This is a genomic window from Enterococcus sp. DIV0970a (assembly GCF_051711265.1).
GTDB classification, from domain to species: domain Bacteria; phylum Bacillota; class Bacilli; order Lactobacillales; family Enterococcaceae; genus Enterococcus_D; species Enterococcus_D casseliflavus.
In genome coordinates this window covers 929,920-951,834 of record NZ_JBIOMF010000001.1, presented here as the reverse complement: position 1 = coordinate 951,834, position 21,915 = coordinate 929,920, and the positions used below count along the sequence as shown (strand labels likewise).

The 21,915-nt window shown below is 38.3% G+C and carries 19 protein-coding genes; 7 read left to right on the top strand and 12 right to left on the bottom strand.

Features of this window, described 5'->3' with window-relative positions:
• Positions 1-187 precede the first annotated feature (187 nt).
• Both IGK14_RS04455 and IGK14_RS04450 read right to left on the bottom strand, forming a co-directional pair.
• Positions 188-895: a Crp/Fnr family transcriptional regulator gene (locus IGK14_RS04455; RefSeq protein WP_124007094.1), complete on the bottom strand. Its 708-nt coding sequence runs from the start codon at positions 893-895 to the stop codon at positions 188-190.
• Between the two features lie 184 nt (positions 896-1,079).
• A complete protein-coding gene (locus tag IGK14_RS04450) occupies positions 1,080-1,652 on the bottom strand; it encodes a Dps family protein (protein ID WP_034537929.1) in 573 nt (190 codons plus the stop codon).
• 210 nt (positions 1,653-1,862) lie between these two features.
• Between IGK14_RS04450 and IGK14_RS04445 the strand changes: the two genes are divergently transcribed.
• Positions 1,863-3,025, top strand: a protein-coding gene (locus IGK14_RS04445; protein ID WP_154694175.1) for an IS3 family transposase whose coding sequence is annotated in 2 segments (ribosomal slippage) — positions 1,863-2,139 and positions 2,139-3,025 — 1,164 coding nt in all. Because the reading frame shifts where the segments join, the coding sequence is not laid out codon by codon here.
• 178 nt (positions 3,026-3,203) lie between these two features.
• Here the strand turns inward: IGK14_RS04445 and IGK14_RS04440 are convergent.
• The 4 genes from IGK14_RS04440 to IGK14_RS04425 form a co-directional block, all read right to left on the bottom strand.
• On the bottom strand, positions 3,204-5,069 hold the full coding sequence (locus IGK14_RS04440) for a DEAD/DEAH box helicase (RefSeq protein ID WP_231435200.1): 1,866 nt from the start codon (positions 5,067-5,069) through the stop codon (positions 3,204-3,206).
• A gap of 3 nt (positions 5,070-5,072) precedes the next feature.
• Positions 5,073-6,287 carry a hypothetical protein gene (locus IGK14_RS04435; RefSeq protein WP_154694248.1) on the bottom strand — a complete coding sequence of 405 codons (1,215 nt, stop codon included), beginning with the start codon at positions 6,285-6,287 and terminating at the stop codon, positions 5,073-5,075.
• Positions 6,288-6,289: 2 nt separating this feature from the next.
• Positions 6,290-8,899 carry a sigma factor-like helix-turn-helix DNA-binding protein gene (locus tag IGK14_RS04430; protein ID WP_231435201.1) on the bottom strand — a complete coding sequence of 870 codons (2,610 nt, stop codon included), beginning with the start codon at positions 8,897-8,899 and terminating at the stop codon, positions 6,290-6,292.
• 401 nt (positions 8,900-9,300) lie between these two features.
• A protein-coding gene (locus tag IGK14_RS04425; protein ID WP_231435202.1) for an IS3 family transposase occupies positions 9,301-10,439 on the bottom strand; the annotation gives its coding sequence in 2 pieces (ribosomal slippage) (positions 9,301-10,214 and positions 10,214-10,439; 1,140 coding nt in all).
• Positions 10,440-10,503: 64 nt separating this feature from the next.
• Here IGK14_RS04425 and IGK14_RS04420 point away from each other — a divergent pair.
• Together IGK14_RS04420 and IGK14_RS04415 are read left to right on the top strand one after the other, a co-directional pair.
• Positions 10,504-11,184: an IS6 family transposase gene (locus IGK14_RS04420; protein WP_002389568.1), complete on the top strand. Its 681-nt coding sequence runs from the start codon at positions 10,504-10,506 to the stop codon at positions 11,182-11,184.
• 521 nt (positions 11,185-11,705) lie between these two features.
• Positions 11,706-12,224 carry an isochorismatase family cysteine hydrolase gene (locus IGK14_RS04415; protein ID WP_005225481.1) on the top strand — a complete coding sequence of 173 codons (519 nt, stop codon included), beginning with the start codon at positions 11,706-11,708 and terminating at the stop codon, positions 12,222-12,224.
• Positions 12,225-12,279: 55 nt separating this feature from the next.
• On the opposite strand, the gene IGK14_RS04410 is transcribed toward IGK14_RS04415, so the two are convergent.
• Positions 12,280-12,564, bottom strand: coding sequence for a hypothetical protein (locus IGK14_RS04410; RefSeq protein WP_005225480.1), 285 nt, complete (start codon positions 12,562-12,564; stop codon positions 12,280-12,282).
• 287 nt (positions 12,565-12,851) lie between these two features.
• Here IGK14_RS04410 and IGK14_RS04405 point away from each other — a divergent pair, with 287 nt between their 5' ends.
• From IGK14_RS04405 to IGK14_RS04390, 4 genes are all read left to right on the top strand, one after another.
• Positions 12,852-13,985: an alcohol dehydrogenase catalytic domain-containing protein gene (locus IGK14_RS04405; protein ID WP_154694244.1), complete on the top strand. Its 1,134-nt coding sequence runs from the start codon at positions 12,852-12,854 to the stop codon at positions 13,983-13,985.
• 19 nt (positions 13,986-14,004) lie between these two features.
• Positions 14,005-14,349, top strand: coding sequence for a YrhK family protein (locus tag IGK14_RS04400; RefSeq protein ID WP_015509287.1), 345 nt, complete (start codon positions 14,005-14,007; stop codon positions 14,347-14,349).
• A 28-nt stretch (positions 14,350-14,377) separates the two neighbouring features.
• Positions 14,378-14,593 carry a DUF378 domain-containing protein gene (locus tag IGK14_RS04395; protein ID WP_008379021.1) on the top strand — a complete coding sequence of 72 codons (216 nt, stop codon included), beginning with the start codon at positions 14,378-14,380 and terminating at the stop codon, positions 14,591-14,593.
• Positions 14,594-14,773: 180 nt separating this feature from the next.
• The gene (locus IGK14_RS04390; protein WP_154694243.1) at positions 14,774-15,616 is read left to right on the top strand and encodes a hypothetical protein; all 843 of its coding nucleotides are present in this window, start codon (positions 14,774-14,776) and stop codon (positions 15,614-15,616) included.
• Between the two features lie 51 nt (positions 15,617-15,667).
• Here the strand turns inward: IGK14_RS04390 and IGK14_RS04385 are convergent, their stop codons facing one another.
• The 5 genes from IGK14_RS04385 to IGK14_RS04365 are packed head-to-tail and all read right to left on the bottom strand — an operon-like array spanning position 15,668 to position 21,905.
• Complete coding sequence (locus IGK14_RS04385) at positions 15,668-16,531, bottom strand: formylglycine-generating enzyme family protein (RefSeq protein WP_154694242.1); 864 nt, start codon at positions 16,529-16,531, stop codon at positions 15,668-15,670.
• A gap of 15 nt (positions 16,532-16,546) precedes the next feature.
• Positions 16,547-17,323 (bottom strand): sulfite exporter TauE/SafE family protein, encoded by a 777-nt coding sequence (locus IGK14_RS04380; RefSeq protein ID WP_010747752.1) that lies wholly within the window; start codon positions 17,321-17,323, stop codon positions 16,547-16,549.
• Positions 17,320-18,432, bottom strand: coding sequence for a radical SAM/SPASM domain-containing protein (locus IGK14_RS04375; RefSeq protein ID WP_154694241.1), 1,113 nt, complete (start codon positions 18,430-18,432; stop codon positions 17,320-17,322). Before IGK14_RS04375 ends, IGK14_RS04380 begins: the two co-directional genes overlap by 4 nt.
• A gap of 18 nt (positions 18,433-18,450) precedes the next feature.
• Positions 18,451-19,956 carry a sulfatase-like hydrolase/transferase gene (locus IGK14_RS04370; RefSeq protein WP_154694240.1) on the bottom strand — a complete coding sequence of 502 codons (1,506 nt, stop codon included), beginning with the start codon at positions 19,954-19,956 and terminating at the stop codon, positions 18,451-18,453.
• A 47-nt stretch (positions 19,957-20,003) separates the two neighbouring features.
• Positions 20,004-21,905, bottom strand: coding sequence for a beta-glucoside-specific PTS transporter subunit IIABC (locus IGK14_RS04365; protein ID WP_438711670.1), 1,902 nt, complete (start codon positions 21,903-21,905; stop codon positions 20,004-20,006).
• Between the last annotated feature and the right edge of the window lie 10 nt (positions 21,906-21,915).

The following is a 21,915-nucleotide window of genomic DNA, read 5'->3' as shown; positions in this document are numbered from 1 at the left end:
TCTTAAAGAAAAATAAAACAAAGAAACTTGAGGATTATCATGTTTGTACTTTTATTTTTCCAATGAATGAAGGTCGTTCTGTCTTAAAAAAGCCAAAAACGGACAGATGGAAGCAAAAGCACTGAGGTCTGTCCCGTTGTTAATGAAGAGCGACAGAACACCAACGTGTAGAAAAAAGTGTGTCCGATTATTCGCTGTAAAGCAATAAATCATCTAAATCCTGAATCTTGATCCTTTTCCCAGACAGCTGTTGAATCAATCCCTCGTCCTCCAATTCTCCAAATTTGCGACTGATGGTCTCAGGTGTCGTTCCTAAATAGGAAGCAATGTCCTTTTTTGCCATCGGCAGGGTGATGGTGGGAGAGTTGCCCATTTCAGGTTCCACATTTTCTGCCAAAAACAAAACTAAACGGGTAATGACACTCTCCACGGCTACTTGTGCAGTTTGACGTCCGGAGCTTTCTAACCGCTGCGACATTTCTCCTAGCAGCTTTAACGAAATTGCATGATACTCTTTTAGAAACTCTTGTACATCATGTTGTTGAATCATGCAGACAGACGTATCTCGAGTAGCTTCTGCGTATTCCTCGTGCACAGCATCAGGATTGAACAACGTCCACTCTCCTGTAAAGTCACCCGGATTCAAAATACGAACTAGTTGCTCTTTGCCAGAATTAGACAAGCGATAGATGCGGACTTTTCCGCGATTCACAATATACAAGGCATCATCTTTTTCTTGCGAGCGAAACAGAAACTCCCCTTTTTGATAGTGCTTCGTGTGAGCTTTTCCAGCGATGCGATCCATCGAGCTTTCCTCCAAATGATTGAATATCGGGACTAAGCGGATACAAGCTGAGTGGTCTCCTGCTGCATGTGGTTGGGTGTATTGAGTCAATTCGTTCTTCCCCTTTATCAGTTTATTGTCCTTCTTTTAACTTTCCTATATTTAGTATAAAGGCCCCCTACCTCAAAAAAATTGACACTCATCAAGAAAAGTCTTTTTAACGGCAAAAAAATGGGAGCTGGAAAGAGTCCCAACCCCAAAATCTTTAATTTTTAAATGTATGTTTACGAAAAACCTAATCTTCATCCTCATCAAACGCATCGTCGTCTTCCAATGCCTCTTTGCCAATGAACGCTTGCAGCATCCAAATGTTTTTATCTAAGTCATTTTTAAAAGCAATCAGTGTATCTTCTAAAGCATCGTCACCCTCATCTTGTACTAAACGAATAGCACGAATCGTTAATTCACGGGTACTTCTGAAATCTTCGATAATATTTTCAACCATGTCTTCTGCTTTAGCGTATTTATTGATGGCATCTTCTGAAAGCATGGAATATTTTTCAAATTCAGCGGTGGTTGAAGCCGGTTTATGACCGGAAATAATCAAGCGTTCTGCTAGTTTGTCGAACCATTCTTCGTTTTGATTATACAATTCTTCAAATTTTTCATGCAGGGTGAAGAAATTAGCGCCATTTACATACCAGTGATATTGGTGCAATTTCACATGTAAAGTATGCATGTTCCCTAAAAGATGATCCGAAATGGCCGCTGCATTAATTTTTGTATGATGGACATGTTCCTTGTGTTCTTGTTCTTCTTGAAATCTTTCTTGGGGTGTTCTTTCTTGAGAAGCTTTATTTTCAGTCATGATCTATTCCTCCTATAATTTTGGTTTGTTTAAAATAGCTTCCTTTGATTCCTCCTTTTCCTTTACTGAATTTAGTATAGGATAGATTTCCGTTAAAAAAATTGACGCTCATCAAGAAAAGTATTTCTTAATAGATGGATAGGCTACAATTAACTAGACAGAAAAATTAAGGTGTGTAGACTAGAAGAAAACATACCAGGAGGAATTTTTATGTCTAAGAGAACACGAAGAACTTTTTCACAAGAATTCAAGCAACAAATCGTCAATCTTTACTTAGCTGGAAAGCCACGTGTAGAAATCATTCGAGAATATGAACTAACGGCTTCAGCATTTGACAAATGGGTAAAGCAATCTAAAACGAGTGGTTCATTCAAAGGAAAAGATAATCTTACGCCTGAACAAAAAGAATTGTTAGAACTACGTAAAAGAAACCAGCAATTAGAAATGGAAAATGATATTTTAAAGCAAGCAGCGCTGATATTCGGACGAAGAGACAAGTAATCGATGCGAATAAGCATCTTTACCCTATATCAGCGATGTGCAGAATATTAGGTCTATCACGTCAGTCCTATTATTATCAATCAAAACCAAAGAAAGACGAATCAGAACTTGAAGAAGTAGTCGCTGAAGAATTTATCCGCAGCCGAAAGGCCTACGGCTCAAGAAAAATAAAAAAAGCCTTATCAAAACGAGGCATTCGGATCAGCCGACGAAAAATTAGTAGAATCATGAAAAATAGAGGATTAAAATCGAGCTATACTGTTGCTTATTTTAAAGTACATCATTCTACTTGCAATGAAGCCAAAACGACAAACGTATTGAATCGTAAATTCTTAAGAGACAACCCATTAGAAGCGATCGTAACAGACTTGACTTATGTACGAGTCGGGAAAAAATGGAATTATATCTGTTTCATTTTGGATCTGTTCAATCGAGAAATTCTCGGCTATTCTTGTGGAGAACATAAAGATGCCGTTCTAGTAAAAAAAGCATTTAGCCGTATCAAACAACCTCTGACAGAGGTTGAGATTTTTCATACTGATCGTGGAAAAGAGTTTGATAACCAAGCTATTGATGAATTATTAACAACTTTTGACATCAATCGATCATTGAGTCATAAAGGCTGTCCTTTTGATAATGCCGTAGCTGAATCAACTTATAAGTCGTTGAAAGTAGAATTTGTCTATCAATACACATTTGAAACCTTACAACAATTGGATTTGGAGTTATTTGACTATGTCAATTGGTGGAACCACCTTCGGTTGCACGGTACACTTGGCTACGAGACACCGGTTGGTTACCGTAACCAGAGATTGGCGCAGCGAATCCTTGATAATGAGCTCGGATGTGCTAACGCTAGCGAGGCAGTCTAACTTTAACTGTTAGCTCCTGCTGAAGATCGTCACATCCGAGGAGGCTCATTGTCAAGGACAATCGGAATAGCATACGGAAAGAAGTTCTGCACCTTATAAAATTTGTCAAAAAAACTGTTGCCATTCCAATAAGTACTTATTTCACTAATTCTAAAATATTTTTATTGTATATGATTTGTCAAATTAATAAAACTTCTCCAAATATTAATTCTAAATCTTCCTCATAGGACGTTACAGACTCTAAAACATCATTATTAATTGCTTCTATCATAACAACTTCTTTTTCTTTTAAACGTTGATAAATCTTATTACCTATGCTAACTTCTTTTCCACCGTATTCATAATATTGTTGTAAAAAGTAGTATTGTGTGTATTGATTAGATTTAAGACCTAAGCGATGAATTCTATCTTTAGATTGCAATAAATGAACTAAGTTAAAACTATATTCAAAATAGATAGCATCATGACAGACCATATGTAAAGAGACTGACTCAGCTAACGTATGTGGGTTAGTTATTAGCACTTCAAATTGACGATTTTTAAAATCATCAATTAGTTTCAAACGTTCATCTAATTCAACTTCTCCATATATACACTTAACTTTTATTCCTTTTTTAGATAATCTATTTTCTAACGTTTTTATGGAAGACACAAACGTACACCAAATAATTACAGGTTTATTTTCTCTAACTAATCTCTCAGTCAGTTCAATTGTCTTCTTAACTTTTACTGGTTCCTTAATTTGTTCTATTAGGACATTTACATCTTCAGAGTAATCCACTACCTCTACATCAGCTGATTCGTAAGATTCATCATCAATTATTCCTCTTAAATCACTGTAATCAATTTTTTCAAGTAGCTTTTTTGGATTACTTTCTAACTGCATTACTCTAACTAATAATCCAAACAGATTATTTTGATAAGATTGTTTAATAATTTTAAATAGTTGGTTTTCAGCCTCTGTAGCGTGAACTTTTAATAATTCATCCTCTTCGGCCTTTGGTACACCTAAATCATCCTTATTCATCCTACAAAAAAATGGTTTAATCTTTTCATTGATTTCATCCATAGTGTCAATATCAACTTTTTTTAGTTCATTTTTAGTAAAACCAAAGAAATCTTTATAGTCTTCTGGATACAACATATTTAACAGATTATATATATCAACATATGAATTAGGAATAGGTGTCCCAGTTAAGGCAATAATTCTACCCGCATTCTTACTAATTTCTTTAGATGCATCGGCACGCTGTCCTTCTGGATTTTTAATCTTATGAACCTCATCAAAAACTAACAAAGTTTGATTATCTATTATTTCTAACAACTCATTTTTCAATGAGTTAACAGATTCATAATTAACTAAAATAAGCTCTTTATTTCCACTATCAAATTTTAACGAAAACTTTCTTTTTTCTACTGAATTAGTTTCTTTTGAATGAATATTTAAGTAAAATCTTTTCGTCTCGGTAGGTAAACAAATAGTAAATTCATCTATCCATGACCCAAATGCATTTTTAGGGCCTATCATTACAATTTTATTAGCAAGGTTATTAGCTTTTAAATAGGCATACGTTCCTAGAACAGTAGCTGTCTTACCTGACCCTGGAACTGAAAAATTGGATGTGTTTTTCATATTTAGTTGATAGAATGCATGCCACTTTTGTTCTATCTTTAATTTCCTAAGCATTATAGCGTCAATTGTATGGCAAAATGTATTGAAAGAACTCTCCACTTCAACTACTTGTTTTTTTATATCATTTCCAAGGCGATATCTGTTTTCTATATAAAATTGACGATTATTAGTATAATCAAATACAGAATTATCAATATCAATATCGGGAAATTTATTACGTAGCTCTCCTTCTACTCTTTTTATCTCATGGATAGATATATCTTCTTTAAAAAAAAGACAACTTTCCAATTCATGAGACACAAAACGTTTAATTCTCATTTTATACGGTATCGATTTAGTAAAAGCTATACGTTCTTCGATACATTCGAATTCTAATATTAATTGATTGTTATTATCAATAAATAAACCCAATAATTATTCACCCATTTCAAAGTTATTTTTAACTTTTTGTATTTCATCTTCACATTTCTTCAGTTGATCTAAAAATAGCTCTTTTTCACTATCATTTAACACACTTAGTGTATGGTAATCGATAGATGATAATAATAGTTGGCAACGTTGCAAGTCTTGTATCGGTTTAGTTCTAGTACTATCTTTTTTAGTTTTAATTTCAAACTTTTCTACAGATGCCTTCATTTGATTTTTTAGTTCTTCATCTGATCGGAGATGCGTATTAATTTCCTTAGTAGTTATTTCTGGTAAATCTTCTAATTTTTCAAGTGTCGATTCTGCATACTCTAGTTGTTCTTCAATAAATTCCTCAAAATGATTAGAATCTACCACATTTTTAATTTTCCTTACAAATCGTGTGATATCTCCCTGTGGTTTCATTGCTAAGTTGCTAAAAATGATTAACTTCAAATTTTCTTTTTCATCTTCAGTTTTTACACGTTTTAATAAACTAGGAACTTCTGCTAACGGACCATCTAATTCTAAATCTCGAGCTATATAAAATTGTTCAGGTGCGTTAATAAATTCTAAGAATTCCACCATTAATTTTGCTTGCTCAATTTTCTTATTAAGTGAAGCAGCTGATTCATTTACTGTCTTTTGATATTCATCAAATGTAATAAATTCATTCTTTATTACATCATTATATAAGCCAACCAATCGATCAATTGGATTGTAATCTACCTTACCTTCCTCTCCATGTTGGATAGATAACTCTAACAATTTAATTTCCTTTTTATTTTCTTGGATGTCTCGCTCTAAAATTACTGCCTCAAAATGATTAATTGTGGAATTCTTTTCATGTAATTGTCGCAAACAAGTATAACGACGATTCCCATCAATAATTCTACCATCATTGAGCACTACTCCAGCTTCACGCTGTCCAACTAATTCAATATTACTTTTTGTTTTATCAATTGCCTTGGGATTACTCTCATAGATAAAATTTTCAATTAAGTCATTATACGATTTATCGGCTGTATCCATATCTTCTACGTGATTTTCTGCTTTGTATTTGCTAATCCAAGTAGCAATTCTATCATTCTGATCATTATAAAAAAGTTGATCTAATCTTATTTTATAAACTTGATATGACTCTGTATGACCATCAATTGTAAGCTTTCTTGTATATTCTGTTGGGATAACATATCCCTGCTTAATTCCTTCTGTTAGTAGCATATTTAATCCTCCATCATTTCATAAAATTCATCTAAATCTTGGTATATCATTTCCATTACAGGATGATAATAAAGACTTGTTTGCTCTATTATCGATATTATTTTTTCTTTAGACCAAACAATTCCATAGTAATCTTCAAGGTAATCAATTAAATCAAAAATATCAATTGATTTGAACTTAGAAACTATTTCTTCTAAAAAAGTATAACTGTAAAATTTATCCTTGGTTTTCCTGAAAATTGTTGTTGTTCCCATGTTTTGATACCTTAATCCTTCTACTCCTTTCAAAATTGATTCATAAAAAATTGCATCAAAACCCAGATTATTTAGTTTACTGTTCTCCACAATATGTTCAATCATCAAGTATGAAAAATATTTATCATTCATTTGTTCAGTAATGTCTGAAACTATTTCTAATATCTGTTTTTTAGTTATTCCTGTATGAGAAGTTATTTTATCCATGCTTATATATTTGTAACGATCATATTCGAAAATATCTAAATTACGTACTTTTTCGGATATTAGATTTCTAAATGAACCCGTTGATAACAATCTAACATCATCGATTTCAAACAAATCTTTACTGAAGTAATTTTCTTCAAAATAATAATCTGCTCTATTATATTCATTAGATAAAATGAATTCTGAAAATGGTTTATATCCTAGCTCATTGAAAATATAATCAGGGAATTTAGCTTTACCAAATCTTTTCTCATACCTTAAATAAATATCTTTTTTAAAATAGAATTGTTCTGTAAGAATTCCTTTTAAATTCTTCAAAACCTCCTTCTCTATGATTGGAGTATCCGCATTATAAATATCCTGCTGTTCATATTCAACTAATAATTTTAAATAATTAGCTTTTACGGTTTGAATACTAACGCCATACTTTCGTGAGTATTCTAATGCAAAATCTTCTTTTGATACTGGGCTCATTTCTATTAGTAAATCTAGCAACTGTTCTTCTCGACTTGCTGACCCTACTTCTAATAAAGGCATTCTTTTCAATATAACTTCTTCAGATAAAATGCTTTCATATTTTTTCAAAAGATTATGTAACTCGTATTCATCATTAATATCAATTTCTTGCATTAGGACTGGATAATCATCTAATAGTTTTTTTGCAGATATTTCTGAATTATAATAATTACTAAATGAAATACCTTTAATAGCTTCAATCACTTTATCTTCATCTATAGGATAGTATCTTAATTTTTTACCGTATTTCCAAAGTAAACTAGACGCTCTAGAAATAATTCCTTCCATTGCCCTTTCATTACCAAAATCAATATCTAAATGATACTGCTTCGTAAAATCATTTACTAAATTGTAAAAATCATTAAAGGAAATTTCTTCCTTTGCAAACAACTCAATACAATAGTTAATTATAGCAACTCTATTCTTCTTGATTTTCTTGTTCTCAATTATTAAATAGCCTTCATTCAAAAATTCTAACAAAGATTCTTTTTCTTTTCTTGAAAGCAGTCCACTGTCTAATAATTCTTCTGCCGTATGTTTCTTAGCACGTTTATCGATATTTGAAAACATCTTTAAAAAATTGTATTCATAGTTTCCTATATCAAAAACCTTACAAAAAACTTCAGGTGATAATTCATATTTTTCAAAAAATTCGGCATATTTCCATTCAAAGATTTCTTTATATGGAATAATTTTTTTTAAATTTCTCTCTTTTTGACGTATCCTTTCTCGAGTAACTTGATAATCTTCCCCTATTTCCTCCAATGTTTTTCCTTTTAGCCTCTTATCTAGAATATCTGCTTTGTCCCCCAATACATCAATGTATTCTCGAATATTAGGATTTTGGTATTTAACCCCCTGAGAAGTGAATATCACAAAACCACTATTAACTAAATCATTAATTAATAGCATTAAATTATCTTTCTCAATTAAATTCAACTTATCAATTCCTTTTGATAATTGAAAAAAAGAAACCTCTCGATGCTGTTTTTTTAAATATCTAGATAGTATTTTTAAAGAAATATCTGGGATTTTATTTTGAAGCACTTTCTCTATTTCAAGAGAATCCATAATTAACTCAGAATACATGTCAACGTCAACATCTGTAAAATCAAGTAAATCTAGTTCTTCTTTTATATATCTAGACAGATTCACATACTCTTCTTCTAAAAGATAATTTCTTATTGGATTTAAGAAATTATCTTTTAGTTTGCTTACTACTTCTTCTTTTTTTATTGGAGAAGAACTTGTATAATTTACTTTTTTAATTAAACTTTTTCTTTTTAATCCATTAAAACTATTTATCAGCTTATTATTCAATTTATTATTTTTTTCAAGTTCATCCAATTTTATTGATAGTATGTTGTCTTCATTTATATTATTTTTACTAAAAAAAACTTCTACATTAGGAGTATAATAACTTTTTCCTTTATCATTTTTAAAATCATTAAATAAATCAGATTTAATTTGACATTGTTGGATTTTTAGAATAGCTTCCATTTTTTTCTTCCCCAACCCTTTTATATTCATAAGATTATCCAAAGTCAAAGCCATTAATTTTTCATTAGTATCTATCCCAAATTTATAAACTGCTTTGAGAGCATTTTCTGCTTGCGGAATGTTAAAAAAATCCATGAAGAATCCCCTTTCTTTTTTTATAAGTATAACATGGTCCATATTTTCCTTACCAACTAATATAATTTTGTATCGAAATTATACTTTAACTGTTAATAATTCTTTCAAGATACTTATTATTTAACCAAAAACATTGTTTCACCATTCTATCTCCATTTGGTAATTCATCTGAATCTCTATGAAGAATACCGTTACCGAAAACTTGTCCATTTATTTCATAAACAGTGGATTTGAGTCAATACCTCGGACACGATTTGTGAGAATTTTTTCGAGATTCCAGCGGGTGAGTATCTCATCGTTTCGACCAGCCGTCAAACCAAAACCGTTTGACCGCTGATCGAAGCGATGAAGTTGAAGCCCTGTGGAAATCTCGCAAAAAAAATGTAGGTGGTAGCTAGGAACTAAGCTTGCAATGCCAACTCCTCCATCTGATTTGGTGTTAAATAGTTGATACTACTATGGATTCGCTTGCGATTGTAAAATCCTTCAATGTATTGAAATAACGCTAAATGAGCAGCTTCAAAGTTTTCATACGCTTTTGATGGATAGACTTCTTCTTTTTTGAGTGAGGCGTGAAACGATTCGATGCCGGCATTATCGTAGGGACAGCCCTTACGACTGAAGGAGTGCCGAATGTTCAATTCATTCAGCTTTGCCTCATAGGCTTCGCTAGTGTACTGAGAACCCAAATCTGAGTGGATGATTAAGTTCTCGGAGGGTGTTTGGTGTAAGAGCGCATGGTCAAGGGTTTCGATAACCAATTCTTTCGTCATCTGCTTGCCAAACTTCCAACCGATGACTTTCTTTGTGTGGAGGTCTTGGATAGTGGAGAGGTAGGTCCAGCCATCTTTTAGGGTATGAATATAGGTAATATCTGTCACCCATTTTTGATTGATCGACGTAGTGGTAAAATCTTGGTTTAACAAGTTTTTACGTCCTTCACTTTTAACTTTCACTTGTTTGCCAGGCTTGTACTTCTTGAGGGTGACTGAACGCAAGCCTAATTTTCTCATCAGTATTTGTACTTTCTTTAGGGACAAGCTCTCGCCACGGCCAACAAGAATCTTATGAATTTTGGGCGCACCATAGATCCCCTTGTTTTCAAAGTAGATTCCTGAAATCAAGCGGTTTAAGCGTTTGTTTTCTGATTTGCGCTTGGAAGGCTTCTTTTTCTTCCAGTCATAGTAGCTGGATTTCGGTGCTTCCAAAACGGTACACATTTGTTTTACGTCATGATCATGAACATTTGATTGAATAAATTCGAAGACATCACTCATTTTTACTTTTGAGCGAATATGGTTAAAGCCTTTTTTAGGATGGTGTTTTCCTCCTGCATGCGGGCCATTTCCTTTTTCATTGCTAGGATTTCTGCCTCAGTCATGCCGGTTGCTTCATTCTTTGTATGAAGCTTCTTCCAACGATAAATCGTTTGTGTAGCGATACCATATTGCTCTGCCAGTTCCTCGACCGATTGGCCAGACTGGTTTAAATCTAAGATCGTCTTCTTAAAGTCTTCATCAAATTTTTGGTTCTGTTGCAAAGTTTCCCCTCAGATCCATTATAGGGTAAACTGAGTTTAATAGGAACTAGGAGGAGTAACGAAGATGAACCATTTTAAAGGCAAACAATTTCAGAAAGATGTGATTATTGTCGCTGTAGGCTACTATCTTCGGTACAACCTGAGTTATCGTGACGTCCAAGAAATTCTGTACAACCGTGGTATTAACGTGTCTCACACCACTGTCTATCGTTGGGTACAGGAATATGGGAAACTACTTTACAACATTTGGAAGAGGAAAAACAAACAGTCCATTTATTCGTGGAAAATGGACGAGACCTATATTAAAATCAAAGGAAAATGGCATTATCTTTATCGCGCCATTGATGCAGATGGTCTCACTCTGGATATATGGTTACGGAAAAAGCGAGATACACAAGCAGCTTACGCCTTTCTCAAGAGATTAGTTAAACAGTTCGATGAACCAAGGGTTCTGGTGACCGATAAAGCTCCCTCTATTGCCAGTGCCTTCAAAAAATTACAGGCACACGGGTTTTACCAGCGAACAGAACATCGCACGGTGAAATATCTAAATAACCTCATTGAACAAGATCATCGTCCCATCAAGAGACGAAACAAATTTTATCGAAGCTTACGAACAGCCTCAACCACGATTAAAGGCATGGAAGCCATTCGAGGATTATATAAGAAGAACCGAAAAGAAGGCACTCTCTTCGGGTTTTCAGTCTGCACGGAAATGAAGATATTATTAGGAATACCTGCATAAACTATAGCTAGTGTTAGACTAGTATTGTTCATTTTGGAACTTTGCACCAGAACCCTGTATTTGACCTCGATTTTATCTTGTGACGCATTAAAATCATCAATAATTTCCTCAATTACTTCTTGTCTTGCACCAGACCCCCAGAAGGACCAAAAGTCCAACGTCGTTTAGCCATCTGCTGACTCATTCCCCGAGGAAACAGCGGTTTCACTGTTGCCGCATCCTGCCGCCAGTACACCAACTGAAAAAAGCAAAGTCCCCATATAAAATAACTTTCTCATTTAACCTAACCTACTTTCATTTATTTTTAATGTACTATATTAAAAGCTATCACTACTTCTTCTTTTCAGCAAACAAAAAGCATCGTGATTCGAATAAAAAAATAACGTTTTTACCGTTTCTCGACAAGAAGAGCGTTTTCTTTGAAAATATAAAAAAAGTGGGGCATCATAGAAATAGCACCTATTTTTCAACCTCACGTCAGACCATTTGAAAAACGATGTTTATAGAAAGGGAGTAACCACATGCTAGTCATTGTCGATATGCAAAACCAAATTCTCGATGAAGAGAACGAAGCGTATGTACCAGATGGCGCCGCTCTCGTCAAACGAATCGCCAAGCGCCTAGAACAAGCGCGGGCGAATGGGGAGTACATTTTACACACCCGCGACATTCCAATCGAAGTCAAAGGAACGCCTGATGAAGAAGCAGATGCCCTGCAGCTGATCCCAGAACTTAAGCCTCTCGAAAATGAAAAAGTCGTCAAGAAATACTATTACAGTATTCCACCTGAGGTCTTGATCGACATTAAGAAAAATCTATTTGAACCTGGAGAAGAAAAGAAAATCGAAATCACTGGTGTTGAAACCAACATCTGTGTCCTTTCCAATACCATCGAGATCCAAAGCGCCTTTCCTGACGCTGATTTTACTATCAATAAAACATTAGTCGCTGGTAAAAACCACGAGTCACAAGGACTCGACATCTTACGAGACTTCAATGTCGAAATCATTGATGGCACAAAACAAACCAATGACCAATAGGTAACGAAAGCTCCCTGTTCAAGGAACAGAGAGCTTTTTCAATTTGATTATTCATTTAATTCATTGAGCCATCTAATAGCTCGGTCGGAATTTCAATCCGAACCTCATTTTCAGTCTGACAGTTTGGACATATGAAGGTTCCTTCGATGGCTTCCTTCACTTCCCCGTAAGCATAATGAATAGCGATTTCATCTTCTGCCAATTCATTCGTTTCCAACGGTGGTACCATGGTTAATTGCCCCTCGCTGTCTTCTTGTAAATGAACGACCAGCTTCCCATCAAAGTTTTCATTGCAATTGGTGCAGGAAGCCTTTCCTCGAATCGTTAGATCCATGATCATCCCTCCTCATTTCTTGTCACTGGTTGATGCAGGTTCCGTTAGATACTCGTAACGCATGCACGCTTCACTTTAATAGTGTCACGCTTTCACTTTTTTAGCAAATCATCTGTTTTTCTTTTTTTAAACCATTGATGAAGAAAAAACAAATTAACCGTTTTGAGCGTTTTCGTTGTCAAATCGTTAAAATCCTTGCAGAATTAAATTATCTGTTACTAAAAAGTAAAAACGTGTTGTTGAAAAAATTAGTGATTGTCCGAACTTATCTGAACAAACAAGGAGGAAAAATGATGCAAGCAGTAACCTGGCAAGGAAATCAAAAAATGGACGTTCGTCGTGTAGAAGATCCAACGATTTTAGAACCGACGGATGCGATCATCCGAATCACCGCAACCGCAATCTGCGGCTCTGATCTCCACCTTTACCACCATGGCGGCTCGGTCTTGGAAGAAGGCTATGTCGTTGGTCACGAACCAATGGGTATTGTTGAAGAAGTTGGCAGTCAAGTACAGAAACTAAAAAAAGGCGACCGTGTCGTCATCCCCTTCAATATCGGGTGCGGCCATTGCCACTTTTGTCAAAATGAAATGGAAAGTCAATGCGACAATTCTTCAGAAGATACATTGTATGGCGGCTTATTCGGTTTCGGAAAAATGAACGGTAACCACTGGGGCGGTCAAGCCGAATTCTTGCGCGTACCTTTCGCAGATTTCACCTCGTTTATCGTACCTGAATCATCGATCCCTGATGAAAAAGTATTGTTTTTATCTGACATCTTACCTACAGCGTATTGGAGTGTCCAAAATGCTGGCGTCAAAAAGGATGATACCGTGATCGTCTTAGGCTCAGGCCCAGTTGGGTTGTTTGCCCAAAAATTTGCCGTGATGGCAGGCGCTAAGCGGGTGATTGCCGTGGACCCTGTTGCTCATCGCTTAGAAAAAGCCAGCAGCTACAATCAAGTCGAAACATTCCAATTGGATGATTTGGCTACTAGTGCTGATGAACTGTATGAGCTGACCAAAGGTGGCGCTGATGTGATCATCGACTGTGTTGGGATGGATGGTTTAGAACCCGTCAAAGAAAAAGCCAAAAACTTAGTCAGCTTGCAAAGTGGAACGATCTCACCGATCCAGATGGCCGCCAAAGCAGTCAAAAAATTTGGTACCGTCCAAATTACTGGTGTTTACATGACACCAGCTTCTTCTTATCCATTGCAAGAATTCTTTATGCGCAACATCGATGTCAAACACGGGCAAGCACCTGTGATCCATTTGATGCCAAAAATTTATGACATGATTGCGGACGGCTTGTTTGACCCGTCACAGATCATCACCCACACGATGCCTTTAGCAGATGCTGCCAAAGCGTATGAGATTTTTGACAAAAAAGAAGACAAGAACATCAAAGTTGTCTTGAAACCTTAGCACAAATAAAGGAGCAGTGATGGCACCTATGCCAAAAATCAAACGGAGTGAACATCAATTCGATCCGGGAAAAGAAGAAGATGTGATCATCAAGGCAAGTCGCTTTCGCATCTATTTTCAAAATCGCTACATGTTGATCTCACTTACGAATGATATTTTGACGGGCTTGTTTTATATTTTCGGAAGTATCGTTTCATTAACTAGCTTGCCTGCGATTTACGGAACGATCGCCTATTTGATCGGCGGAGTCTTTTTGACCATTCGCCCGCTGATTAAAATCGTTCGCCATGTCTATATCTATAATGAGCGCAATCAAGAAGGCGAGAAAGAAAAAGATGTCACCATCACCGACGATGAACGTTGATGGGGCGACAACTAGAGAGGAGTTTCCTATGTTAAAAACATTTGATGGGATCGCACTGACCTTATTGATCATCGGCGGTATCAATTGGCTGCTGGTCGGCGCCTTCGAGTTTGACCTTGTCGCAGCGATCACCGGCGGCAGCACGTCGATCATTGCCCGCGTCATTTATATTCTAGTTGGGATCAGCGCCTTGTATAGCCTGAAATTCTTTCCAGCTATCGCCCGCCAACAAACACTCGACTAAATGAAAATAAAACCTGCATCTGCGGTGTCCTGACCCTAAAAAGTTAGATTTTTGGTCTAACTTTTTGAGGTTGCATCTGTGGATGCAGTTTTTTTGTCTACAATCATTGAAAAAAAACACCAGTTGTACTACTCTTGTATTTAACCTACTATTTTCGAAAAAATAAAAAGGACGTGACTCATGACCCCACCTACTAGCCCCTCACTGATACGTCGGATACTCGGCCGGATACCTTTGCTATTGATTTTCTTATTTATTCTAAGTATTATTGGCGGAATCATTGTTTTAAATAACCTCACCATCGCGGAAAACTGGTTTGGTCTGAATGAATACCAAGTCGTTGAAACCAGGCATCAGATCATTCGTTTGTTCCCCTACTTTTGGGTGGCAGGGATTCTGCTGGTCTTTTTGGTTGGTTTGGTCATCGGCATCAAGAAACGGAAAAAATCGCCATTCTATTGGTTATTCTCATTGCTCTTGCTGCCAGTGATTCTCTTTTGTATTGGCGTAGTTTCCACCTTTTTACCTGTAGACCGCCAACTCTTTCGAGAAGAAGCCAGTGCCAAAGAAATTATGGCTGCGCTGCCGAATCAATCCTCATTCAAAGACAAAGAGCTGCAACTGGTCAGCTATAGTTTTCACATCCGCAATGTCCCGCTAAAAAGCGGCATTTATGCAGTTGCGCGAGTGATCAATCCAAACACAGGCCTGCAAGACGAGTATTGGTATTACCCAGAAAATCTGTTGACCAAATGGAAAAAAGACGACGATACGATCGAGCTTTCGATGGAAGATACCATTGCCTTTGATGCCATCGATTGGGGCGTCATTCCCAAGATCATCAAAGATTCTGAGGCACGAGCAGCTCAGCTGGATCACTATGTCCCTGGCGTCAGCATCGTCATTTTAAACGGCTTCCAAGGTGAATGGACTTGGACCGTTGGTTTAAATGGGATTCGTAATCGCACCGAGATCAATTATGTTTATGATCTCAAAGGAAATTATCAATCCGAATGGCAATAAAATAAGCGGTACCTATCCACGTGAATAGGCGCCGCTTTTGCTTTTATCGGTTTACTGATCCAAGTCTTTGACACACCGAAACCCTAAATTATTGGCTGCCGACATCCCAGAATTACCATTTCTAGCGGCAATTCGGTATCGTTTGCAATAGGATTCGTGGCACAAAAACGAACCGCCGCGAGTCGCATACACTTGATCATCTTGTGTTTGATTCCTTGCCCAAAAGGTTTGTCCCGTCTGTTGTTGAAACTGTGTCAGCGGGATGCGGGCAGGATTGACGCACCATTCCCAGACGTTACCGATCACTTGATACAGACCAAAGCCATTGGGCTCATACCATTTCGCAGGCGCTGTATTGGCAAAGCCATCTGCTTGCGTGTTGCTTTTTGGAAACTCTCCTTGCCAAATATTGCAATGATAGGTATTTTCTGCCAAAAATTCCCTTCCCCAAGGATATTTTTCAAAACTTGTCCCGCCTTTTGCAGCGATCTCCCACTCTGCTTCTGTCGGGAGGCGTTTTTTTGCCCAGTGGCAATAGGCGATCGCATCGTTGCGAGACACCTGAACCACTGGGTGATCCATCCGCTGGGCAATCGTTGAATCAGGTCCTTCAGGATGACGCCAATCTGCGCCGCTAACCGCGTACCACCAAGCCATATTCGGTACCTTTTGACTGCGGTGTTTCGTTTGCTCACTTAAAAAATAGTGAAAAACGAACGACCAGCCAAAGCGCTCGGCTTCTGTGACATATCCTGTTGCTTCCACAAAAACTTGGAAAGCTTGGTTCGTCACCGTCGTGGTATCAATGGCAAATGCTGGGCTGTCGAGGCTGATTTGCGGTCCCTCAAGATCCTCGGCAAAGCCGTCCATCGTATTCGTGCCGATTCGATAAGTTCCTGCTGGAATCGTGGGCATCTGCTTGCCTCCTTTTTACAATAATTGATAGCCATTGTACAGATTGATCAGTAACACCAGCACGATCACAGTTTGAAATACCAGTGTCACTCGCTGCGGTGACAGGACGTTGCTGGCCTTGGCGCCTAATAGTCCTCCCACGATCGCGGCTGGAATAACAAACCACAAAATTTGCAGATCATACGCACCAAAACCTGTCGAAAAAGCGATCGTCAAAATTTTTGCCAGCTGTGAGAAAAAAATCGTACAAATTGAATAAATCGTCGCCTCTTTGATCGGCATGGCAAACAGCAGCATCAATAAAGAAACATTGATGGGTCCGCCGCCGATCCCCAGCAAACTGGCTAGAAAGCCGAGAATCAAGCCACAAGCTGCATACCAGCCGACTTTTTCCAGCGCAAACCCACGCCAGTTATATTTTGTATACAAAAAAGCAAACAATAGTGTTAGCACGGTCACAAGGATTTGGATCAGCTGAACCATCTTGTCGTCTCGAAAGACCAGCAATAACCGTTCAAAGGCAACATTGCCTAAAACACCGCCTAACACAGCGCCGCCAGAAACCCACAAGGCAATCGACCAATTGATTTTCCGTCCACTGGCTAATTGTCTAGCTGTCGAAACGATGGACATCGTGAAGACCGCTGTCGCCGAGTAAAAAGAGATCGCAGCAACAGAATGGGCGCCGATAAAATCGAAAATCGGTTTGATCAGCACGCCGCCCCCCATGCCCGAAACTGCCCCTACGGCATTTGCTAAGACGATCACGAGAAAATAAATCAGTCCGATCATTGTCTCACCCCTTGCAAAAGCCCCAGTATCTCATTGATTCTAGGTGTAAAGTCTTTTAACAGCTCCTGATAGCCGCAAAAACCATCACTATCCACGTACATTGCATCTTTCATTCGTTTACAGCCTCCTCGGCACATTTTTTGGAAAGGACATTGCGTACACTTCGAAGGCATGTCTTTTTTCTGGCACAAAAACTGCTGCGAACAGTCTTGAGAAAACAATTCCCGTAACGTTTGCTCTTGGATATAGCCCATGCGAAACTCATCTAATACATAAAAGTCACAGGGATAGACACTGCCGTCGGCTTCGATCACATACTGCACTTGGCAATTGCCTAGAATCCCGCAGGCAGTTACTTGCTGCCGCACTAATAGATTCAGTAAATCATCGAACAGCTTGATACTTAGGTAGCGCCCTTGCGTCAATTCCTGCAGCCAAAACGCCAACAGCTGCTGATAAAAGCCAGCAAAGGCTCTTGGTGTCAAGGCATAGTCGTTGGTTGATGTGGCATCCAAATCAGCCAAACAAGGAATGAACTGCACAAATGCAATCTGCTCTTCCTTGAGAAAGTCAAACACACGCTGGGCTTCCTTTGCTAACGGATTTGTCAACACGCACAAGACATTGTACTCGATCTGATAGGCATCCAATAACCGCTTGGTCTGTAAAACCCGCGCAAAGGTCCCCCGCCCTTTGGCGTCTAATCGATGCCGATCGTGCGCAAGCGGATGCCCATCGATCGACAGCCCGACTAAAAAGCGATGCTCTTTCAAAAAACGACACCACTTGTCATTGATCACCATGCCGTTGGTCTGGATCGCATAGTGTACTGTCACTTGCTTTTTTTGCGCCGCAACATAAGCCGTTAGTTTTCTAAAATAACTCAGCCCCGCCATCGTCGGCTCTCCGCCTTGAAATGCCAACGTCAAATGATCGCCAGCTTCTAAGTCTGCATAAATGTTTGCAATCATCTTTTCCATTACATCCTCTTTCATTTTGCCAAAGGAACGCACTTCGCGCAAGGAACTGACGTTAGCATAAAAGCAATAGGTGCAGCGCAGATTGCAAAGAGAGGATGCTGGCTTGATCAATACGGAGATGTGTTTCATTTTTTGTTCCTCGCTTTTTTATTTCTTTTGTGCAATTGTATGCCTCTGACTATTGCTTAAACCTAAGCGCTGATACTCGCTTTCAGGGGCTTCAATCTGATCCATTACTTTAATCAATTTCTGAATCATTTCTTGTTCAATCAGTGGGTCATGAAGCGGTGTTAACTGCTTTGGATCATTCTTTAGATCAAACAGCAAGTGGCCTACCGAATAAGAATCGATATAGGTGGAAACTTCAACTTCTGTGTAAGGAAAATGATTTGTAAATCGATTGCCCTCTTTCAAGACCATGCTGTCTAAGACCTCTTTATTCAAAAAACCACGCAATGAAGCATAACTAAGCGTCTGCATGGTGATTGGTCCATTCGAAGGGTGAACCGATGCACGCATATACACATAACGACCATCGTAGATATTGACATGACCGCCGTTTGTACCAAAAATAATTTCTTGATGAAGCGGTTGCGAATGCTGTTTTTTCAACACAGGCAACAAAGATTTGCCATCCATATCTAAGGTGTTCTCAATTTCAAAATAATCCAATAAAGTTGCTGGAATGTCGATGGTTTGACTCAATACTTGAGTATGGGTTCCCGATTCAGCCTGTGGGTAACTGATGAAAAAGGGCAGATGGATGATTTCTTCATACATCGGTGCGACATTTTTTCCTAACCAGTCATGTTCCCCTAACAAAAAGCCATGGTCGGTATTCACAATGATCAAGGTATCCTCCCACATATTATTTTTTTCTATAAAGTCCAGCACTCGTCCTAAGTGATGGTCACACATACTGATCAACGCTGCGTATTCTTTTTGCAGCTCAATCAAATCCTGCTCACCAACGTCTTCTGTTACACGACCATATTTTGGCCAAAAGTAAGGTGATTCATTTGGTGTCTCCTGGTACAATTTGCGATAGGTTTCTGGCACATAAAATGGTTCATGGGGGTCAAAACATTCGACTTGCAAAAACCATTGATCTTCATTTTTGTACTGTTCCAAAAAATCCAAGCCGGCTTGGATCGTTTGAACCGTGGACAGGTCTTCTTCTACTGCTTGCCGTGTTCGATTCGCAAAATGCTGTTCCACAGAAATACCACTTTTATTTAACGGATTCAGCGGTGGATGATTCTCTGCCTGTTTTCTTGGAACCCATCGGTCACCTTCTTGTCCTCTAAATCCTTCCCATGTGGAATAACGGTTATGATAAGTGGCACCGCCATCTTCAAAGTAATGGGAATGGTCGGTTACCAAATGACAATAGACACCATTTTGCTGCAGCGTATCAAAAATTGACGAATCAAACGGTTCTAATTGACCCCACGAACGATGCATAAAATTGTAACGACCTGTATGAAGTTCTCTTCTTGCTGGCATACAAGGCATGCTGCCACCATAAAAATTGTCAAATGTAACCGTTCTTTCTCTTAGCCGTTCAAAGTTTGGCGTGTTGATCCAATCGTTTCCGTAGTTTGATAAAAAATCTCTAGCCAGAGTATCAAACATCAGCATAATTGCTCGCATAGCATTCTTTCCTTCTTTCTTTTCTTTCCTTTTCTTGGTCATTGCGACTACTTGACGATCGTTATCGCCCCTCGATTATCATCAGCGATCACATCTAAGTATGCGGAAGTATTCGTAACGACGATCGGCGTCACTAACGAGTATCCTGCCTCTTCAATTTCTTCTTTATCAAATGTAAGCAGCACCTCTCCTTGCTTGACCTGATCCCCTTGCTTGACTTTTGTTTCGAAAAAACGACCATCTAAGTTCACTGTATCCATGCCGATGTGAATCAACACTTCCACGCCATCGTCCGACTTCAAGCCAATCGCATGCTTCGTTGGAAACAGTGTTTCAACAACTCCGTCAAAAGGTGCTCGAACCAGTCCTTCATCTGGTGAAACTGCTAAGCCTTTTCCTAATAATCCATTTGCAAATGCTTGATCTTCTACTGCCGACAAAGGCAAAACGATGCCTGTTAATGGTAACGAAAAAGTGATTTCTTTCGCTGCTCTTTCTGATGGAATCAAAGGTGAGGCTTCATTATCACTAGCTTTTGCTTCTTGTCGATCTTCTTGCGGATCATACAAGAAAGTAATCGTTAAAATAAATGATAAGACGAATGCTACAGCGATTGCTAATACATACCCATAAAAGCCGCTTCCGATGCCTTTTGCTGGATCAATGTAGTTGGGTAAACTGAAGATACCCATCCCACCTATAATAAAGGATTTTGTTCCCATTGCACCCATGATTAACCCGCCGATCGATGCTGAAATCAAGGTTGCAATAAATGGTTTTTTTCTAGGCAACGTGATACCGTACAAGGATGGCTCCGATACCCCAAACAGACTGGAAATAAATGCGGGAATCCCGATTGCCCGAATAGAATTATTTCTAGACTTAATAATAACTGCCAGCACCGCTCCTGCGGTCGCAAAAGGAGTCGCTTGTCCTAAGACCATCACTGGGTCGTAACCAAGAACACCGATATTGTTGATTGCGATCGGAATGATTCCCCAGTGAAGACCAAACATGACCAACACTTGCCAAACAGCACCAACTGCAATCCCTGCAATAATTGGGCTGAAGTTATAGATCGCCAACACAGCCGCACCCAACAAATTGCCGATCCACGTCGCGATCGGACCAATGACAATGAAAGTCAGGGGAACCATGATCAAGACGGTTAGAAACGGAACTAAGAAACTTCGCACAATACTAGGGATGATTTTTGTAATACCTTTTTCTAATTTGGCACCAAAATAGGTAGCAATGACGATAGGAATAACGCTGGAACTATAACTCATTAAAATGACTGGTATTCCTAAAAAAGTGACATAAAAAGGCGATTCAAAAACGGTTCCTGCAAACAAGGTATACAACGGTTCGGCATTTGCCGTCAAGCCAGACAAAGCTGGATAAACAAGGGCAGCACCGATCGCCATACCGACAAATTGCTTTAAACCAAATTTTTTCGCTGCGGTATATCCTAAAAAGATTGGAAAGAAGTAGAAGAAACAATCGCCTGCTGCTTGCAAAATCGCATAGGTTCCTGACGTATTCTCAATCCATCCCAAAGAAACAAATAGCGCATTTAATCCTTTGATCATTCCTGTGGCAGCTAGAAGACCCAATACAGGTGTAAAGATACTGGAGATCACATCGATAAAAGCATCCAGCGGTCCTTTCTTCTCTCCCGAAGGTGCCGCATCATTTCCTGCCAATCCTGCATGTTGAACAAATTCTTGGTACACCTCTGGCACATGATTGCCGATCACGACTTGGTATTGACCGCCGCTTTGAACGACTGTCACGATCCCTTTCGTCTTTTTCAGTGTTTCGGTGTCTGCTTGCTCCTCATGTTTTAAATCAAAACGCAGTCTTGTGATGCAGTGAGTCACCCCATTGATATTTTCTTTTCCGCCGACTCCTTTTAAAATTTCATCGACCAATTCTTGATATGCCATCGTTCTCATC

Coding starts and splice junctions, on each gene's coding strand:
- IGK14_RS04450 (WP_034537929.1), bottom strand. CDS start 1,652: ATGACTGAAAATAAAGCTTCTCAAGAAAGAACACCCCAAGAAAGATTT.
- IGK14_RS04435 (WP_154694248.1), bottom strand. CDS start 6,287: ATGCTACTAACAGAAGGAATTAAGCAGGGATATGTTATCCCAACAGAA.
- IGK14_RS04430 (WP_231435201.1), bottom strand. CDS start 8,899: ATGGATTTTTTTAACATTCCGCAAGCAGAAAATGCTCTCAAAGCAGTT.
- IGK14_RS04420 (WP_002389568.1), top strand. CDS start 10,504: ATGAACCATTTTAAAGGCAAACAATTTCAGAAAGATGTGATTATTGTC.
- IGK14_RS04415 (WP_005225481.1), top strand. CDS start 11,706: ATGCTAGTCATTGTCGATATGCAAAACCAAATTCTCGATGAAGAGAAC.
- IGK14_RS04410 (WP_005225480.1), bottom strand. CDS start 12,564: ATGATCATGGATCTAACGATTCGAGGAAAGGCTTCCTGCACCAATTGC.
- IGK14_RS04405 (WP_154694244.1), top strand. CDS start 12,852: ATGCAAGCAGTAACCTGGCAAGGAAATCAAAAAATGGACGTTCGTCGT.
- IGK14_RS04400 (WP_015509287.1), top strand. CDS start 14,005: ATGGCACCTATGCCAAAAATCAAACGGAGTGAACATCAATTCGATCCG.
- IGK14_RS04395 (WP_008379021.1), top strand. CDS start 14,378: ATGTTAAAAACATTTGATGGGATCGCACTGACCTTATTGATCATCGGC.
- IGK14_RS04390 (WP_154694243.1), top strand. CDS start 14,774: ATGACCCCACCTACTAGCCCCTCACTGATACGTCGGATACTCGGCCGG.
- IGK14_RS04385 (WP_154694242.1), bottom strand. CDS start 16,531: ATGCCCACGATTCCAGCAGGAACTTATCGAATCGGCACGAATACGATG.
- IGK14_RS04380 (WP_010747752.1), bottom strand. CDS start 17,323: ATGATCGGACTGATTTATTTTCTCGTGATCGTCTTAGCAAATGCCGTA.
- IGK14_RS04375 (WP_154694241.1), bottom strand. CDS start 18,432: ATGAAACACATCTCCGTATTGATCAAGCCAGCATCCTCTCTTTGCAAT.
- IGK14_RS04370 (WP_154694240.1), bottom strand. CDS start 19,956: ATGCGAGCAATTATGCTGATGTTTGATACTCTGGCTAGAGATTTTTTA.
- IGK14_RS04365 (WP_438711670.1), bottom strand. CDS start 21,905: ATGGCATATCAAGAATTGGTCGATGAAATTTTAAAAGGAGTCGGCGGA.